This is a genomic window from Enterobacter sp. 61D5, assembly GCF_034107965.1.
Lineage (GTDB): Bacteria > Pseudomonadota > Gammaproteobacteria > Enterobacterales > Enterobacteriaceae > Enterobacter > Enterobacter cloacae_M.
Window position 1 is genome coordinate 171,758 of sequence record NZ_JAWNFK010000004.1, and the last position, 14,775, is coordinate 186,532.

The window sequence follows — 14,775 nt, forward strand, 5'->3', positions numbered from 1 at the left end:
ACCAACTGAGCTAATCGCCCAATCTCAATTCTTATCTACACTGCGAGTCTACCTAAGTAGATGGTGGGTGATGACGGGCTCGAACCGCCGACCCCCTCCGTGTAAAGGAGATGCTCTACCAACTGAGCTAATCACCCCCGCTGTGTGGAGTCGCATTATAGGGAGAGTTGAAAATGAGTCAACGCATTTTCTAAAGTTTTTATTCGTTCGTCGTAAAATTAAACAAAACGATCGCGAAACGGGCAATGGCGCATGATTTCTAAACAAAAATCGCAAACTCGGTCACGATAAAGGGATCAACATTGAGGAATCCCCCCACAGTGATAGAATATTGCCCATCGTTTTTTCCCCAGGATTTGCCGATTGCCGGCATCTTTATAACGTAAGGCCATTTCATGAAAATCAAAACTCGCTTCGCGCCGAGCCCGACAGGCTATCTGCACGTCGGTGGTGCACGTACCGCTCTCTATTCCTGGCTTTTCGCACGCCACAACAAAGGTGAGTTCGTGCTGCGTATTGAAGACACCGATCTTGAGCGCTCCACGCCAGAAGCAATTGAAGCCATTATGGATGGGATGAACTGGCTGAATCTGGAATGGGATGAAGGTCCTTACTTCCAGACCAAACGCTTTGACCGCTATAACGCTGTCATTGATGAAATGCTGGTCGCGGGCACGGCATATAAATGCTACTGCTCTAAAGAGCGTCTGGATGCGCTGCGTGAAGCGCAGATGGCTAACGGTGAAAAGCCGCGTTATGACGGCCGCTGCCGCCACGACCATAGCGAGCATGCTGCTGATGAGCCTTGCGTGGTGCGTTTTGCTAACCCGCAAGAGGGATCGGTGATCTTTGACGACCAGATCCGTGGCCCAATTGAATTCAGCAACCAGGAGCTGGACGATCTGATCATCCGTCGTACCGACGGTTCTCCAACCTACAACTTCTGCGTTGTGGTTGACGACTGGGATATGGAAATTACCCACGTTGTCCGTGGTGAAGACCATATCAACAATACGCCACGTCAGATTAACATCCTGAAAGCGCTGAACGCCCCTGTGCCTGTCTATGCGCACGTCTCCATGATCAACGGTGATGATGGGAAAAAACTGTCTAAACGTCACGGTGCGGTAAGCGTGATGCAGTATCGCGACGACGGTTATCTGCCGGAAGCGCTGCTGAACTATCTGGTGCGTCTGGGCTGGGCCCACGGTGACCAGGAGATCTTCAGCCGCGAAGAGATGATCGAACTGTTCTCTCTAAGCTCTGTAAGCAAATCAGCGAGCGCATTTAATACCGACAAGCTCCTGTGGCTGAACCATCACTACATCAACACCATGCAGCCAGAATATGTGGCAACGTATCTGCAGTGGCATATTGAGCAGGCAAATATTGATACCCGCACTGGCCCTGAGCTGGCGGACCTGGTGAAACTCCTCGGCGAGCGCTGCAAAACTCTGAAAGAGATTGCCGAAAGCTGCCGCTACTTCTATGAAGAGTTTGAAGAGTTCGACGCGGACGCCGCGAAGAAGCACCTCCGTCCGGTTGCGCGTCAGCCGCTGGAAGTGGTGCGCGACAAGCTTGCGGCCCTTACCGAGTGGACCGCTGAGAATGTGCATCACGCCATTCAGGCGACAGCAGACGAACTGGAAGTCGGTATGGGTAAAGTCGGCATGCCACTGCGCGTTGCGGTGACCGGGGCGGGTCAGTCTCCGGCGCTGGATGTGACGGTTCACGCCATCGGCAAGTCACGCAGCGTGGCGCGTATTAACAAGGCGCTGGACTTTATCGCTGAACGTGAAAATCAGCAGTAATTAAGCCCCAGATAAAAAAAACGGCAGGGTAACCTGCCGTTTTTTTATGCCTCTTATTCCGTGAGACCGAGTCGCGTAAGAAAGCCGTGTATGCCTTCGCGTTTCAATAAGGCGTCCAGACGCCTCTGCTCTGGCTGAGTCATACTCTCCAGCGTCTCAATAATGCCCGGAGACAGGTTTGAAGAGGGTTCACTGTATGAAGCGGTGACCTCAGCGAGATGGTAAACCGCCTGACGGTTACGGATCGCAGGGAGGCTCATAATATGTTCCTTCACGCGCGCATCAATATGAATGAGCCGCGCGCGACCACCCTTCACGCCGTTGAGGCCTTCGGTTTTCCATCCCTGCTGGCGTATCCAGCGATTAACCGTTTGTCTGGCAACGCCCAAACTTTCCGCCAGCTCTTCCGTGGTCATTTTGCTGCGTAATTTTTTCATATCAGTTCTGATCGCGAATCCCTAAACGTTGCAACAAGCCGGTAATCCCTTCCCGCATTAACAGCGATGTCATCTGCTTCTGCTCTTCCGGCGTCATTTCATTGGCCAACGTCAGGAGCAGCGTGTGAAGCGAACTATCATGACTGACGCCTTCTGGCAGTTCGGACGTTTCAGTTGCCCGACGTGCGCTGCGGATAAAGTCACGGACTTTTTCGTTCACATGTACCAGGCGAGCTTTCCCGCCCTGGACGCCTGGTTTTGGTGATGTAATCCAACCCTCTTTGCGTACCCATTTATTGATGGTCTGGCGGCTATAGCCAGTGAGGAGGGCTAACTCTTCTGGCGTCATTCGTTCCTTGATCATGCAATTTCCTGAATATCAGTGGGGTTAATTAACGGCTCATTTTATAGCACCGTTTTACGTGAAAACGTGACAGGCTTAACTCCTGGCTGCGAGCAGGCTCGCAAAGTGATTCATTTGCATGATTTTTCGGCGATTGAATGGCTGGGATTGATTTTGCCGTTGACACCCCGCGGCGGAATTCATATTATGCCGCCCGTCAACATGACAGCTTTACGATGGGGCTATAGCTCAGCTGGGAGAGCGCTTGCATGGCATGCAAGAGGTCAGCGGTTCGATCCCGCTTAGCTCCACCAAACTCTGAACCCAACAGAGTGCGGTCAGTAAAGTAACATGTGGGGCTATAGCTCAGCTGGGAGAGCGCTTGCATGGCATGCAAGAGGTCAGCGGTTCGATCCCGCTTAGCTCCACCAAAATTGTAAACCCTCGTCAAAAGACGAGGGTTTTTTTTATGTGTTTGTAACACCCGCCACCCTATTTTGTTATCAAAAAGAAGGTATTTCTGTACCTCACCTCAATCGGCATCAATAAACCAGTCTAAAAATAGACTTGAACTTGATTCGCGCAATTAATAAACATATTATCCATCCGGTCAATAATTCTCTCGGAAAATAACGCCCTGGTTAATGAATAGAAAAACTTACAATAATGTAAAGATATTTATGATTGCTCTGGCTTTATGCCTGATTGCGGTACCTGTCTCCCGTTATCTCTCTCCCCGCGCAATTGTTAATGGTCACGACGTTTATTTAGCATGGTTACCTTTAAGCGTAATGCTGGCGGTAATTCTGCTATTTGGACGCAGGGCTATTCTTCCCATTTTGTTAGGTTTTACTGTCACTAATTTATTCTATGTAAATTTAGCACCGCTACAATATTCAGTATTACTGTTCTGTCAGACCTTTGCGTTGTTCGCGGCGTGCGGCATTCTGCGTATCATGCTGGGTAAGCGTTGGCGCTACTCTATCCCTAACAAGCACATCGGATTACGGATATTCTGGCTCGGTTTTATGGTGCCAATAGGGATTAAACTGTCGATGTATTTGGCGGGCTATTTGTTTGATTTTCCGGTGACAATTTCGACCTTTTTTGGCGAAGGGACGGTAATTTATAACGTTGTGGATATACAAAGCCTGATATGTGCGGCATTGATTTTTACCATGATGTTCTATTACCCGTTAAGAATGATAATTAATCCTCGTTATGCAATAACTTTCTGGCGACGAAGCGTGAAGCCCGTGTTTTTTCACAAGAATTCATTATATATTTTTGTCTGGCTGATGCTTTTAAGTTTCATTCTCGTCATTTTATGTGGTCCTTTTGAATCTCCCGTCATTGCGGGCTATTTGATGCCGCTGATTTTTATTCTTTTTACCTTAGCGATAAGCCGACTGACCTATGCGTTGATTTCTCTGCTGTGGGCTGTATCTGCGCTCCTGCTGTTGACCTACAACTACAACTTCCTTAACGGGGTGGAATCGGGCCATTCGCTCTCTTTTATTCTGTCCGTGCTTATCTCGTTCGCGATCTGTCTGCTTTACATGTCGCGCATTTACCAGCGCAGCGAGTGGCTTAAGCGGGGCTGGCAGGGGAGGGCGCTCACCGATCCGCTGACCGGATTGCCCAATATTCGTGCGCTGGAGGATTATCTCGAGATTCACCCGGATGCAAAAGTGAGCATTCTGCGTATGGATAACCTGGAATTTTTGAGCCGCCACTATGGGATCCTCATGCGGGTCCATTGCAAACGTACGATCGCCACGTCGCTGCAGCCTCTCTTGCAAAAAGATGAGACGCTCTTCCAGCTCCCCGGAAGCGAGCTTGTGCTGGTACTACTGGGCCCGGGAACCTCTGAGCGCCTCCAGCATATGGTTGATCGGCTGAACAGCCGTAAGATTTTCTGGAACAACACCGGGCTTGATATTGAATTCGGTGCGTCCTGGGGAATGGTCGAAAACGGCGAAAAACTGCACCACACGCTGGGGCAGCTGAGCTGGCTGGCCGAGCAATCCTGCGGAACAACAAACAACGTGCTTGCACTCACGAATAGCCTCGAGGCGGCATCAGGGCAAACGACAGAGCGAGTCCTGATGCTGGCGCGGATTAAGCATGCCCTGGAGGCGGGCCAGTTCCATTTATATGCGCAACCGATCCAGAAGGCGGACGGGAGCGGCTACTACGAAATTCTGGCGCGTATGGAGAGCGAGGGCGAGATCTTCACTCCTGACCGCTTTATTCCGTTGATTGCCCAGTTCAACCTCAGCCACCGGTTTGATATGTGCGTCATGGAGAAATTACTGCTGTGGCTGCGAGATCACCCTTCAACGCAGGCTGGCGCCCGTTTCTCCGTTAATCTGATGCCGCTCACGCTGATGCAAAAAGAGGTGGCGACCGAGATTTGCGCGCTCTTTGAACGCTACGGCGTTGCGCCTCAGTCCGTCGTGATTGAGATTACCGAAGAGCAGGCCTTCTCAAATTCAGGCTGCAGCATCCACAATATTCAGCAGCTGCGGGATTACGGTTTCCGGATTGCCATAGATGATTTTGGTACCGGCTACGCCAACTACGAGCGCCTCAGACGCCTGCAGGCAGACATCATTAAAATTGACGGCTGCTTTGTTAAAGACATTTGTACCGATGATATGGATGCGATGATCGTGCAGTCGATCTGTAATCTGGCGAAGACAAAATCGCTGTGCGTGGTTGCTGAATATGTAGAAACACCGGCGCAGCGCGAGATGCTGCTCCGCTTTGGTGTGGACTACCTGCAGGGATATCTGATAGGCAAACCCGAACCGCTGGAAGAGTTACGGGTATAAAAAAACCGGGAGACAGGCTCCCGGTTTTTTGTTTAACGGTAAACGTTACAGAACCAGTGCCGCGATAGAAGCAGACAGTACGCTCACCAGGGTAGAGCCGTAAACCAGCTTCAGGCCAAAGCGAGAAACCACGTTACCCTGTTCTTCGTTTAGACCTTTAATCGCACCGGCGATAATACCGATGGACGAAAAGTTCGCGAAGGAGACCAGGAACACGGACAGAATACCTTCCGCGCGCGGAGAAAGCGTGCTGGCGATTTTCTGCAGATCCATCATCGCAACGAACTCGTTAGAAACCAGTTTGGTCGCCATGATACTGCCCACCTGCAGCGCTTCGTGAGCAGGAACACCCATCACCCATGCAACCGGATAGAAGATGTAGCCCAGAATACCCTGGAAGGAGATACCCAGCACCGCGGCGAACAGGGCGTTCAGCGCAGAAATCAGCGCAATGAAGCCGATCAGCATGGCGGCAACGATAATCGCCACTTTGAAGCCGGCCAGAATGTACTCACCCAGCATTTCGAAGAAGCTCTGGCCTTCGTGCAGGTTTGACATCTGAATGTTCTCTTCGCTGGCGTCAACGCGGTACGGGTTGATCAGCGACAGAACGATAAAGGTGCTGAACATGTTCAGAACCAGCGCCGCAACAACATACTTTGGCTCCAGCATGGTCATATACGCGCCCACGATAGACATGGAAACGGTAGACATTGCGGTTGCCGCCATGGTGTACATGCGGTTACGGGACATTTTGCCAAGAATATCTTTATACGCGATGAAGTTCTCAGACTGACCGAGGATCAGGGAACTGACGGCGTTGAAGGATTCCAGCTTGCCCATGCCGTTCACTTTGGATAACAGGAAACCAATTCCACGAATAACGAACGGCAGAACGCGGATGTGCTGCAGAATACCGATCAGCGCGGAGATGAAGACGATAGGGCAGAGAACCTTCAGGAAGAAGAACGCCAGACCTTCGTCGTTCATTTTACCGAAGACAAAGTTCGTCCCTTCGTTGGCGAATCCGAGCAGTTTTTCGAACATTTCGGAGAAGCCTTTCACGAAGCCGAGGCCTACGTTGGAGTTCAGGAAGAACCACGCAAGTAAAACTTCAATGACCAGCAGTTGGACAACATAACGAATACGAATTTTTTTGCGGTCTGTGCTGACCAGCAATGCGAGTGCAGTAACGACAACAAGTGCCAGGACAAAATGAAGGACGCGGTCCATATTTGCTCCAAATATGAGGCAGGTTTAATTTTCTTGCACATTCTATGTAACAAGTGAAAAGAAAACGAGATCGAGGACACACTATAGTTACATCCTGTGACGAGTCTCAAAAATAGTGATCCACAATACATTTTTGTTATGTTAGGTAAATGAGTGAAAAGTTAAGTTTGTGTGCTAGTCTTCACAAAAGTGTCCGCGATTTGAATTTCTGTTAGATCGCCCAGCTTACCCGCCCGTCTATCGTTCAAAGCTATCAGAGAAATCACTGCAAACTTTACAAATGATCTTGATAATCATTCTCATTTTGATAGCATTAAACATAGCAAAGGCTATATTTCAGAGGCAGAAATGACAAACAGTCGCGTAGAGGGTAGCAGTGGCAGAGCCGCGCGCAAGTTGCGGTTTGCATTAATGGGACCTGCGTTCATCGCTGCCATTGGCTATATCGATCCAGGTAACTTTGCGACCAATATTCAGGCCGGGGCCAGCTTCGGCTATAAGCTGCTGTGGGTGGTCGTCTGGGCTAACCTGATGGCGATGCTGATTCAGATGCTCTCCGCAAAGCTGGGGATTGCCACAGGTAAAAACCTGGCGGAGCAAATTCGCGACCATTATCCGCGACCGGCCGTCTGGCTCTACTGGGTTCAGGCGGAAATCATCGCCATGGCCACTGACCTCGCTGAATTTATTGGCGCAGCGATCGGGTTTAAATTGATTCTGGGCGTATCGCTGTTGCAGGGGGCTGTGCTGACCGGGATTGCCACTTTCCTGATCCTGATGCTGCAGCGTCGGGGTCAAAAGCCGCTGGAGAAGGTTATCGGCGGTCTGCTGCTGTTTGTCGCGGCGGCCTATATCGTGGAGCTGATTTTCTCACAGCCGAATCTGGTGCAGCTCGGTAAAGGTATGGCAATCCCAAGCCTGCCAACCTCGGAAGCAGTGTTCCTTGCTGCCGGGGTATTGGGGGCGACCATCATGCCGCATGTGATTTACCTGCACTCCTCGCTGACTCAGCATCTCCACGGTGGGACGCGCAAAGAGCGTTACTCCGCCACCAAATGGGACGTGGCGATTGCCATGACCATCGCGGGGTTTGTAAATCTGGCGATGATGGCTACCGCTGCCGCCGCTTTCCACTTTAACGGCCACACCGGTATTGCCGATCTCGACCAGGCTTATCTCACGCTGGAGCCCTTACTGAGCCATGCTGCCGCCACGATATTTGGTCTCAGCCTGGTGGCTGCCGGTCTTTCTTCTACGGTGGTGGGCACGCTGGCAGGCCAGGTGGTGATGCAGGGGTTTGTCCGCTTCCATATTCCGCTGTGGGTTCGTCGCTCCGTCACCATGCTACCGTCATTTATCGTGATCCTGATGGGGCTCGACCCTACGCGAATTCTGGTTATGAGCCAGGTGCTGCTGAGTTTTGGTATCGCGCTGGCGCTGGTGCCGCTGCTGATCTTTACCAGCAACAAAAACCTGATGGGCGAACTGGTTAACTCTACTCTGGTGAAACGGACCGGGTGGGCCATCGTGGTGGTGGTAGTGGCGCTAAACCTGTGGCTGCTGATTGGCACCGCGTTGGGACTCTAAAAGAAAAAGGAGCCGGGAGGCTCCTTTTTGCATTAATGGTGACCGTGGCCATGACCGTGGCCGCGTCCTTTCCCGCCGCGATCCCAACCGCCGCGACGGTCGTCACGATCGTTCCAGCCTTCACGGTAGCCGCGCTCATACGCGTTGTCTTTGTACCAGCCGCGGTGTCTGCCGTTATCATGTTTCCACCAGCGGTCTCCGCGCCACTCATAGTGACGGTTCCAGTAGTCACGGTCGCGCCAGTAGCCACCGTCCCAGTATCTGCCGTAGTCGTCACGATCGCCAATTTGTAATTTTACTGATGGCAACAGGGTGATTTCGCCCGCATTGGCGATCAGCGGGGCTGAAGCCATTAATACCGCTGCAAGAATCAGTGACCTGAACATACTCTTTCTCCTTCACGATCGGGGCCCTTGTGGGGCCTGTTAACGCAATATTACGAGTTGGTAAAGCCTCGTTTCATCGCCTCAACTCCGAATTGCTGAATGAGAGCACTTTTTGCTAAAAGTGATTTTATTTTGAGCTGTTCAGGATTGTATCAATACGGACCAGTTCTTCAGCAGAGAAATGGCGGTTTTCCAGCATCCCCACGGCGTCATCAATCTGAGCCGTTTTACTTGCTCCAATCAGCACTGACGTCACGTTCTCATGGCGTAATACCCAGGCCAGCGCCATCTGGGACAGCTTCTGACCGCGCTCTTCCGCCATGGCGTTCAGCTTTCTTATCTTCTCCAGCTTCTCTTCGGTGATCTGGTCAGGGTTCAGGAACTGACTGCCGCTTGCCGCGCGTGAGTCTGCCGGAATGCCGTTGAGATAGCGGTTTGTCAATTGTCCACCGGCCAGCGGCGAGAAGGGAATGCAGCCGACCCCTTTTTCCTGCAGCACGTTCAGCAGCCCCTCTTCCGGCGCACGTTCAAAAAGAGAGTATTTCGGCTGGTGGATCAGGCAGGGCGTACCGAGATCGTCAAGGATATCAATCGCCTTGCGGGCCAGTTCTGCAGGGTAGTTGGATAACCCGACATACAGGGCTTTTCCCTGGCGCACCGTATGGTCAAGCGCTTTCATGGTTTCCAGCAGCGGCGTTTGTGGGTCAGGACGGTGATGATAGAAAATATCCACATACTCCAGCCCCATGCGCTTCAGGCTTTGATCGAGGCTTGCCAGCAGATATTTGCGTGAACCCCAGTCGCCGTAAGGGCCTTCCCACATGGTATAACCTGCTTTAGTAGAGACGATCAGCTCGTCTCGCCAGGGCAGGAAATCCTCCTGCAAAATACGGCCGAAATTACGTTCGGCCGATCCCGGTGGCGGGCCATAGTTGTTGGCAAGGTCGAAATGCGTAATGCCCAGATCGAACGCGCGCTGTAAAAGTTGACGGCTGTTTTCGATAAGCGTGGTGTCGCCAAAGTTATGCCACAGCCCAAGCGAGATGGCGGGCAACCTGAGTCCGCTTCGCCCGCAGCGACGATACTCCATTGTCCGATAACGATTTTTGTCCGGCTGATAACCCATTCTCATGACCTCTGGCGCTGAAGAAAAAAATCAGTGTATGCGTTTACATTAACGCGAAAAAAATCAGCATAGCGCAGCCTTTTTTGTAAAGCATTCTTTCCATGCTCTTCTTATCGCCAATTCTGGACAGTCATCACGCTTATTTAATACTCAAGGTGAGGTCAACATTAGAAGGATACCTGTTCATGCGTACCCCATACTGCGTCGCCGATTACCTGCTGGACCGTCTTACAGATTGTGGAGCCGATCATCTGTTTGGCGTGCCGGGCGACTATAACCTGCAGTTTCTCGACCATGTGATAGACAGCCCGGATATCTGTTGGGTGGGCTGTGCCAACGAGTTAAACGCCTCCTATGCCGCGGACGGATACGCCCGATGTAAGGGTTTTGCCGCGCTGCTGACGACATTTGGTGTAGGAGAGTTAAGCGCCATGAACGGCATTGCGGGCAGCTACGCCGAGCACGTTCCGGTGCTGCATATTGTGGGCGCGCCGGGTACGGCGTCACAGCAAAGAGGAGAGTTGCTGCACCATACGCTGGGCGACGGTGAGTTTCGTCATTTTTACCATATGAGCGAACCGATCACCGTTGCACAGGCGATCCTGACCGAACAAAACGCCTGTTACGAGATTGACCGGGTATTAACTACCATGCTCCGGGAGCGTCGTCCCGGCTATCTGATGCTGCCTGCGGATGTGGCAAAAAAAGCCGCCACGCCTCCTGTAAACGCTCTCACGCTCCGCCATGCGCATGCCGATAGCGCCTGCCTGAAAGCGTTCCGGGATGCCGCAGAGAACACGCTTGCAAGAAGCAAGCGTACTGCGCTGCTGGCCGATTTCCTCGTCCTGCGCCACGGCCTGAAGCATGCACTACAGAAATGGGTCAAGGACGTGCCGATGGCACACGCCACCATGCTGATGGGTAAAGGCATATTTGACGAGCGTCACGCCGGTTTTTACGGCACCTACAGCGGTTCGGCGAGCGCCGGTGCGGTAAAAGAGGCGATTGAAGGGGCAGACACGGTGCTGTGCATCGGGACGCGATTTACCGATACCCTGACCGCTGGCTTCACGCATCAGCTAACCCCGTCACAAACAATTGAAGTTCAGCCTCATGCATCACGCGTTGGTGACGTCTGGTTTACCGGCATCCCCATGCTTCAGGCAATCGAAACGCTGGTGGAGCTTTGTAAACAGCACGTGCACGATACGCCGGCACCGCCGTCTCAAAGCGCGATGGCCTATCCGCAGCCGGATGGCTCGCTGACGCAGGACAATTTCTGGAAAACGTTGCAGACGTTTATCCGCCCGGGAGACATCATCCTTGCGGATCAGGGCACCTCGGCCTTCGGCGCGATCGACCTTCGTCTTCCGGCTGATGTGAATTTTATCGTCCAGCCGCTGTGGGGATCGATCGGCTACACCCTGGCCGCAGCGTTTGGCGCGCAAACCGCCTGCCCAAACCGGCGCGTGATTGTGCTGACGGGGGATGGCGCGGCGCAGCTCACCATACAGGAGCTTGGCTCGATGCTGCGGGATAAACAACACCCCATCATCCTGGTCCTTAACAACGAAGGGTACACGGTGGAAAGAGCGATCCACGGGCCGGAACAGCGATATAACGATATTGCGCTATGGAACTGGACGCAAATCCCGCAGGCCCTGAGCCTTGATCCTCAGGCCCAGTGCTGGCGGGTCAGTGAAGCGGAGCAGTTGGCGGATGTCCTTGAGAAAGTGGCGCACCACGAGCGGCTCTCGCTGATTGAGGTGATGCTGCCGAAGGCCGATATCCCGCCGCTGCTGGGAGCGATTACTAAAGCGCTGGAAGCGCGCAATAGCGCCTGATTACTTGTCGTTTCGCCAGGCCATCATCATCGGTTTGCCCGCCAGCAGGAGCCAGGCGGGCAACATCACGATACAGAGCAGGGGGAAAAGCGTCGAATCGGGTACCACTACCGCCGCCATAAACAGGCTGAGCCAGGCATCGCGCGTGACCACCAGAACCAGCCCCAGAATAGAGCAGGAGACGGTAATGGCCGCAGGCACCGCATCGACGTGTTCGTGCAGCATCAGCCCCAGCGCTACGCCGACAAAGACCACCGGGAAAATGCGTCCTCCGCGGAAACCGCAGGCTGCAGCCACCACCAGCGCGGCCAGCTTAATCACGGCAAACAGCAGATAGTCGGAGACGCTAAACACCTGGCTGAAGGCCAGCTGCTGCATCTCATCCAGACCTTTGAACAACGTCACCGTCCCGCCGACTGCCCCTAAAATACCGAGGATCAAACCACCGGCCCCGAGAACTAACACCGGGTGTTTGAGTTTATGCATCAGCCGGTGCAGGCGAGGAAGACACCATACCGCCACCATTCCCAGCGCGATGGCGATCGCGACGACGATGGCGCCGCTGAAAATATCGGCTATCTGCATTTGGCCGTAGTGGGGGAGGGAGAGTGAGAAGTGGGGATGGAAAAACAGGCTGGTCGTCAGCGCGCCAGCGGCTGCTGCCATCAGCGGGGCAAACAGCTTATCCCACAGCGGGACGTCGTTATTGCTGCTGAGCGTCTGAGAAAAGATCAGTGCGGCAGCGACGGGCGTGCCGAAAAGTGCCCCGATGGTGCCTGCGGAGGCGAGGATGGTCCAGTCCAGCGCGCCGACGCGGGGCAAAATGCGTGAACCGAGGAAAACCGCCAGGCCAATATTCACCGCCATAATTGGATGCTCCGGCCCCAGGCTGACGCCGCCGGCCAGACCGATTATCAACGCAATGAGCAGCCCGGGCAGTGCCGAAGGGGGAACTGGGGCGCCAATCAGCGGTTCCTGCGCCGGATCGGGGCCGGCATGGCCAGGACTGAAACGGATCACCAGGCCTACCGCAATACCGGTCAACGTCAGCATCACAACGATCCAGGCAGGAGAATCAGCGGTGGCCCCCAGTTTTGCCGGAAGCGCTGTCCATAACATTGTTTGCAGCACCGACGCGACTTTCATCACGACAATGAGCACCAGGCTTGAGGCCACGCCAATGATTAACGCCGGAATGGCCAGCAGCAGCATGGTTCTGGCTCGCGGGTGGAGCATGATGATTTCCTTGTACAAAACGGTATAACGTTACTTTGCACATTAGGCCTTATGGCAATAGTGCAAAAGGTGCTGAAACGGTAAAGTTATTCTGTGACGAAGATCGATAATCCATGGGCATTCACCTTCCGGTCGTTGTTGTTATCACGCCTTGAATTTACAGTGTCCCAAAGATTTATTTTGACTTTAGCGGAGCAGTAGAAGAATGACAAAGTATGCGTTGGTAGGTGATGTGGGCGGCACGAACGCGCGCCTCGCATTGTGCGATGTTAGTAGCGGTGAGATTTCCCGGGCGAAAACCTATTCCGGGCTGGATTATCCAAGCCTTGAAGCCGTTGTCCGCGTCTATCTGGAAGAGCATCAGGTTAGCGTTGAAGACGGCTGCATCGCGATAGCCTGCCCGATAACCGGCGACTGGGTCGCCATGACCAACCATACCTGGGCATTCTCCATCGCCGAGATGAAAAAAAACCTCGGCTTTGCGCATCTTGAAATCATCAATGACTTCACCGCGGTGTCCATGGCGATCCCGATGCTGAAACCAGAGCATCTGATCCAGTTTGGCGGCGCTGAACCAGTCGAGGGTAAGCCGATTGCGGTTTACGGAGCCGGTACCGGTCTGGGCGTTTCACATCTGGTGCATGTTGCTCAACGCTGGGTGAGCCTGCCGGGTGAAGGTGGTCACGTGGACTTTGCGCCAAACAGCGAAGAAGAGGGCATTATCCTCGAAGAATTACGCGCTGAGATCGGCCATGTCTCCGCCGAGCGCGTCCTTTCAGGTCCGGGGCTGGTGAACCTGTATCGGGCGATTGTGAAATCAGACGGTCGTCTGCCGGAAAACCTGCAGCCGAAAGACGTCACCGAACGCGCGCTGGCGGACAGCTGCATTGACTGCCGTCGTGCCCTGTCGCTGTTCTGCGTGATCATGGGACGTTTCGGCGGCAACCTGGCGCTGACGCTGGGCACCTTCGGTGGGGTCTATATCGCGGGCGGGATCGTACCGCGCTTCCTCGACTTCTTTAAAGCCTCGGGCTTCCGCGGCGGGTTTGAAGATAAAGGGCGCTTCAGAAGCTACGTGCAGGACATTCCGGTTTATCTGATCGTGCATGATAACCCTGGTCTGCTGGGTTCCGGGGCCCATCTGCGTCAGGTTCTCGGCCAAATCCTCTGACGCAGAGCCCTCTCCCGCGGGAGAGGGCCTTTTCTTTACAGGTGCATCAGCTGACGAAACTCTTTCACCTTGCTGCGGCTTACCGGCACCTGAAAATCCAGATCTTTCAGACGCAAAATGTAGGTGTTGTTAAACCACGGTTCGATCTCGCGGATCTTATTTAAATTCACGCAAAACGACCGGTGGCAGCGGAAAAAGTGGGCAGCCGGGAGCTTGCTGCAGAATTCGGTAATGTTCATCGCCATCACGTACGATTCCCGCCGGGTATAGACAAACGTCATCTTTTCGTGCGCTTCGGCGTAGTAGATATCGTTGACCGGGGTCACGATGATGCGCTCGTCTTTGACCAGATTTATGGTGTCGTTTTCGCGTACCGTCGGGCTGGCGGGGGCGGTTTGCTGCTGCCAGGCGGCCTCCAGCTTTTGCAGCATGCTGACAATCCGCGACTCCTGATAAGGCTTAAGAATATAATCAAACGCCTCCAGCTCGAAGGCCTCTACGGCGTGCTCTTTCCAGGCGGTAACGAACACAATAAACGGCTTATGGGCAAACTGATTGATGTTTTGCGCGAGCAACACGCCATCCAGCGACGGGATATTGATATCCAGGAAAATCGCATCGACCCGGTTATGCTGCAAAAATTTCAGCACGTCCAGACCATCATCAAACGTACCCACAATCTCCATCTGGCTGTGGGTTTTGATAAGCCAGGTGAGCTCCTGCTGAGCCAGGAATTCATCTTCTACGATGATAACTTTCATGGG

General features: G+C 53.3%; 12 protein-coding genes and 3 tRNA genes. 7 read left to right on the plus strand and 8 right to left on the minus strand.

Annotated features, from left to right (window positions below; translation table 11 throughout):
• Positions 1-61: 61 nt before the first annotated feature.
• A tRNA-Val gene (locus UTM25_RS03745) sits at positions 62-137 on the minus strand.
• Between the two features lie 258 nt (positions 138-395).
• Here UTM25_RS03745 and gltX point away from each other — a divergent pair.
• A complete protein-coding gene (gltX, locus tag UTM25_RS03750) occupies positions 396-1,811 on the plus strand; it encodes a glutamate--tRNA ligase (protein ID WP_194400304.1) in 1,416 nt (471 codons plus the stop codon).
• A 53-nt stretch (positions 1,812-1,864) separates the two neighbouring features.
• Here the strand turns inward: gltX and UTM25_RS03755 are convergent, their stop codons facing one another.
• Both UTM25_RS03755 and UTM25_RS03760 read right to left on the minus strand, forming a co-directional pair.
• Entirely contained in the window at positions 1,865-2,248 is a 384-nt protein-coding gene (locus UTM25_RS03755; RefSeq protein ID WP_033146144.1) for a YfeC-like transcriptional regulator, read from the minus strand.
• Between the two features lies 1 nt (position 2,249).
• Positions 2,250-2,612: a YfeC-like transcriptional regulator gene (locus UTM25_RS03760; protein WP_033146143.1), complete on the minus strand. Its 363-nt coding sequence runs from the start codon at positions 2,610-2,612 to the stop codon at positions 2,250-2,252.
• Positions 2,613-2,829: 217 nt separating this feature from the next.
• Between UTM25_RS03760 and UTM25_RS03765 the strand changes: the two genes are divergently transcribed.
• The 3 genes from UTM25_RS03765 (at position 2,830) to UTM25_RS03775 (ending at position 5,428) form a co-directional block, all read left to right on the plus strand.
• Positions 2,830-2,905 (plus strand) — tRNA-Ala (locus UTM25_RS03765).
• Between the two features lie 41 nt (positions 2,906-2,946).
• A tRNA-Ala gene (locus UTM25_RS03770) sits at positions 2,947-3,022 on the plus strand.
• 213 nt (positions 3,023-3,235) lie between these two features.
• Positions 3,236-5,428, plus strand: coding sequence for an EAL domain-containing protein (locus UTM25_RS03775; protein ID WP_194400306.1), 2,193 nt, complete (start codon positions 3,236-3,238; stop codon positions 5,426-5,428).
• Between the two features lie 45 nt (positions 5,429-5,473).
• Here UTM25_RS03775 and UTM25_RS03780 read toward each other — a convergent pair whose 3' ends face one another.
• The gene (locus UTM25_RS03780) at positions 5,474-6,661 is read right to left on the minus strand and encodes a NupC/NupG family nucleoside CNT transporter (RefSeq protein ID WP_008501591.1); all 1,188 of its coding nucleotides are present in this window, start codon (positions 6,659-6,661) and stop codon (positions 5,474-5,476) included.
• A gap of 348 nt (positions 6,662-7,009) precedes the next feature.
• Here UTM25_RS03780 and UTM25_RS03785 point away from each other — a divergent pair, with 348 nt between their 5' ends.
• Entirely contained in the window at positions 7,010-8,248 is a 1,239-nt protein-coding gene (locus UTM25_RS03785; protein ID WP_194400308.1) for an Nramp family divalent metal transporter, read from the plus strand.
• A gap of 32 nt (positions 8,249-8,280) precedes the next feature.
• Here UTM25_RS03785 and UTM25_RS03790 read toward each other — a convergent pair whose 3' ends face one another.
• Together UTM25_RS03790 and mgrA are read right to left on the minus strand one after the other, a co-directional pair.
• Positions 8,281-8,634, minus strand: a complete 354-nt coding sequence (locus UTM25_RS03790) for a DUF2502 domain-containing protein (protein WP_194400311.1) — start codon at positions 8,632-8,634, stop codon at positions 8,281-8,283.
• A gap of 127 nt (positions 8,635-8,761) precedes the next feature.
• On the minus strand, positions 8,762-9,760 hold the full coding sequence (gene mgrA, locus UTM25_RS03795) for an L-glyceraldehyde 3-phosphate reductase (RefSeq protein ID WP_194400313.1): 999 nt from the start codon (positions 9,758-9,760) through the stop codon (positions 8,762-8,764).
• A 185-nt stretch (positions 9,761-9,945) separates the two neighbouring features.
• On the opposite strand from mgrA, the gene ipdC reads away from it, so the two are divergent.
• Complete coding sequence (gene ipdC / locus UTM25_RS03800) at positions 9,946-11,604, plus strand: indolepyruvate decarboxylase (RefSeq protein WP_194400315.1); 1,659 nt, start codon at positions 9,946-9,948, stop codon at positions 11,602-11,604.
• Here the strand turns inward: ipdC and UTM25_RS03805 are convergent, their stop codons facing one another.
• Positions 11,605-12,840: an ion channel protein gene (locus UTM25_RS03805; protein ID WP_194400317.1), complete on the minus strand. Its 1,236-nt coding sequence runs from the start codon at positions 12,838-12,840 to the stop codon at positions 11,605-11,607.
• Positions 12,841-13,045: 205 nt separating this feature from the next.
• Between UTM25_RS03805 and glk the strand changes: the two genes are divergently transcribed.
• Positions 13,046-14,011 carry a glucokinase gene (glk, locus tag UTM25_RS03810; RefSeq protein ID WP_028013981.1) on the plus strand — a complete coding sequence of 322 codons (966 nt, stop codon included), beginning with the start codon at positions 13,046-13,048 and terminating at the stop codon, positions 14,009-14,011.
• Between the two features lie 35 nt (positions 14,012-14,046).
• Here the strand turns inward: glk and UTM25_RS03815 are convergent, their stop codons facing one another.
• A complete protein-coding gene (locus tag UTM25_RS03815; RefSeq protein WP_023308712.1) occupies positions 14,047-14,772 on the minus strand; it encodes a LytR/AlgR family response regulator transcription factor in 726 nt (241 codons plus the stop codon).
• Positions 14,773-14,775 lie beyond the last annotated feature (3 nt).

What these genes read in the sequence shown, in the direction of transcription:
- gltX (WP_194400304.1), top strand. Translation starts at nt 396, where the DNA reads ATGAAAATCAAAACTCGCTTCGCGCCGAGCCCGACAGGCTATCTGCAC.
- UTM25_RS03780 (WP_008501591.1), bottom strand. Translation starts at nt 6,661, where the DNA reads ATGGACCGCGTCCTTCATTTTGTCCTGGCACTTGTTGTCGTTACTGCA.
- UTM25_RS03815 (WP_023308712.1), bottom strand. Translation starts at nt 14,772, where the DNA reads ATGAAAGTTATCATCGTAGAAGATGAATTCCTGGCTCAGCAGGAGCTC.
- mgrA (WP_194400313.1), bottom strand. Translation starts at nt 9,760, where the DNA reads ATGGGTTATCAGCCGGACAAAAATCGTTATCGGACAATGGAGTATCGT.
- UTM25_RS03790 (WP_194400311.1), bottom strand. Translation starts at nt 8,634, where the DNA reads ATGTTCAGGTCACTGATTCTTGCAGCGGTATTAATGGCTTCAGCCCCG.
- UTM25_RS03785 (WP_194400308.1), top strand. Translation starts at nt 7,010, where the DNA reads ATGACAAACAGTCGCGTAGAGGGTAGCAGTGGCAGAGCCGCGCGCAAG.
- UTM25_RS03775 (WP_194400306.1), top strand. Translation starts at nt 3,236, where the DNA reads ATGAATAGAAAAACTTACAATAATGTAAAGATATTTATGATTGCTCTG.
- UTM25_RS03755 (WP_033146144.1), bottom strand. Translation starts at nt 2,248, where the DNA reads ATGAAAAAATTACGCAGCAAAATGACCACGGAAGAGCTGGCGGAAAGT.
- glk (WP_028013981.1), top strand. Translation starts at nt 13,046, where the DNA reads ATGACAAAGTATGCGTTGGTAGGTGATGTGGGCGGCACGAACGCGCGC.
- UTM25_RS03805 (WP_194400317.1), bottom strand. Translation starts at nt 12,840, where the DNA reads ATGCTCCACCCGCGAGCCAGAACCATGCTGCTGCTGGCCATTCCGGCG.
- ipdC (WP_194400315.1), top strand. Translation starts at nt 9,946, where the DNA reads ATGCGTACCCCATACTGCGTCGCCGATTACCTGCTGGACCGTCTTACA.
- UTM25_RS03760 (WP_033146143.1), bottom strand. Translation starts at nt 2,612, where the DNA reads ATGATCAAGGAACGAATGACGCCAGAAGAGTTAGCCCTCCTCACTGGC.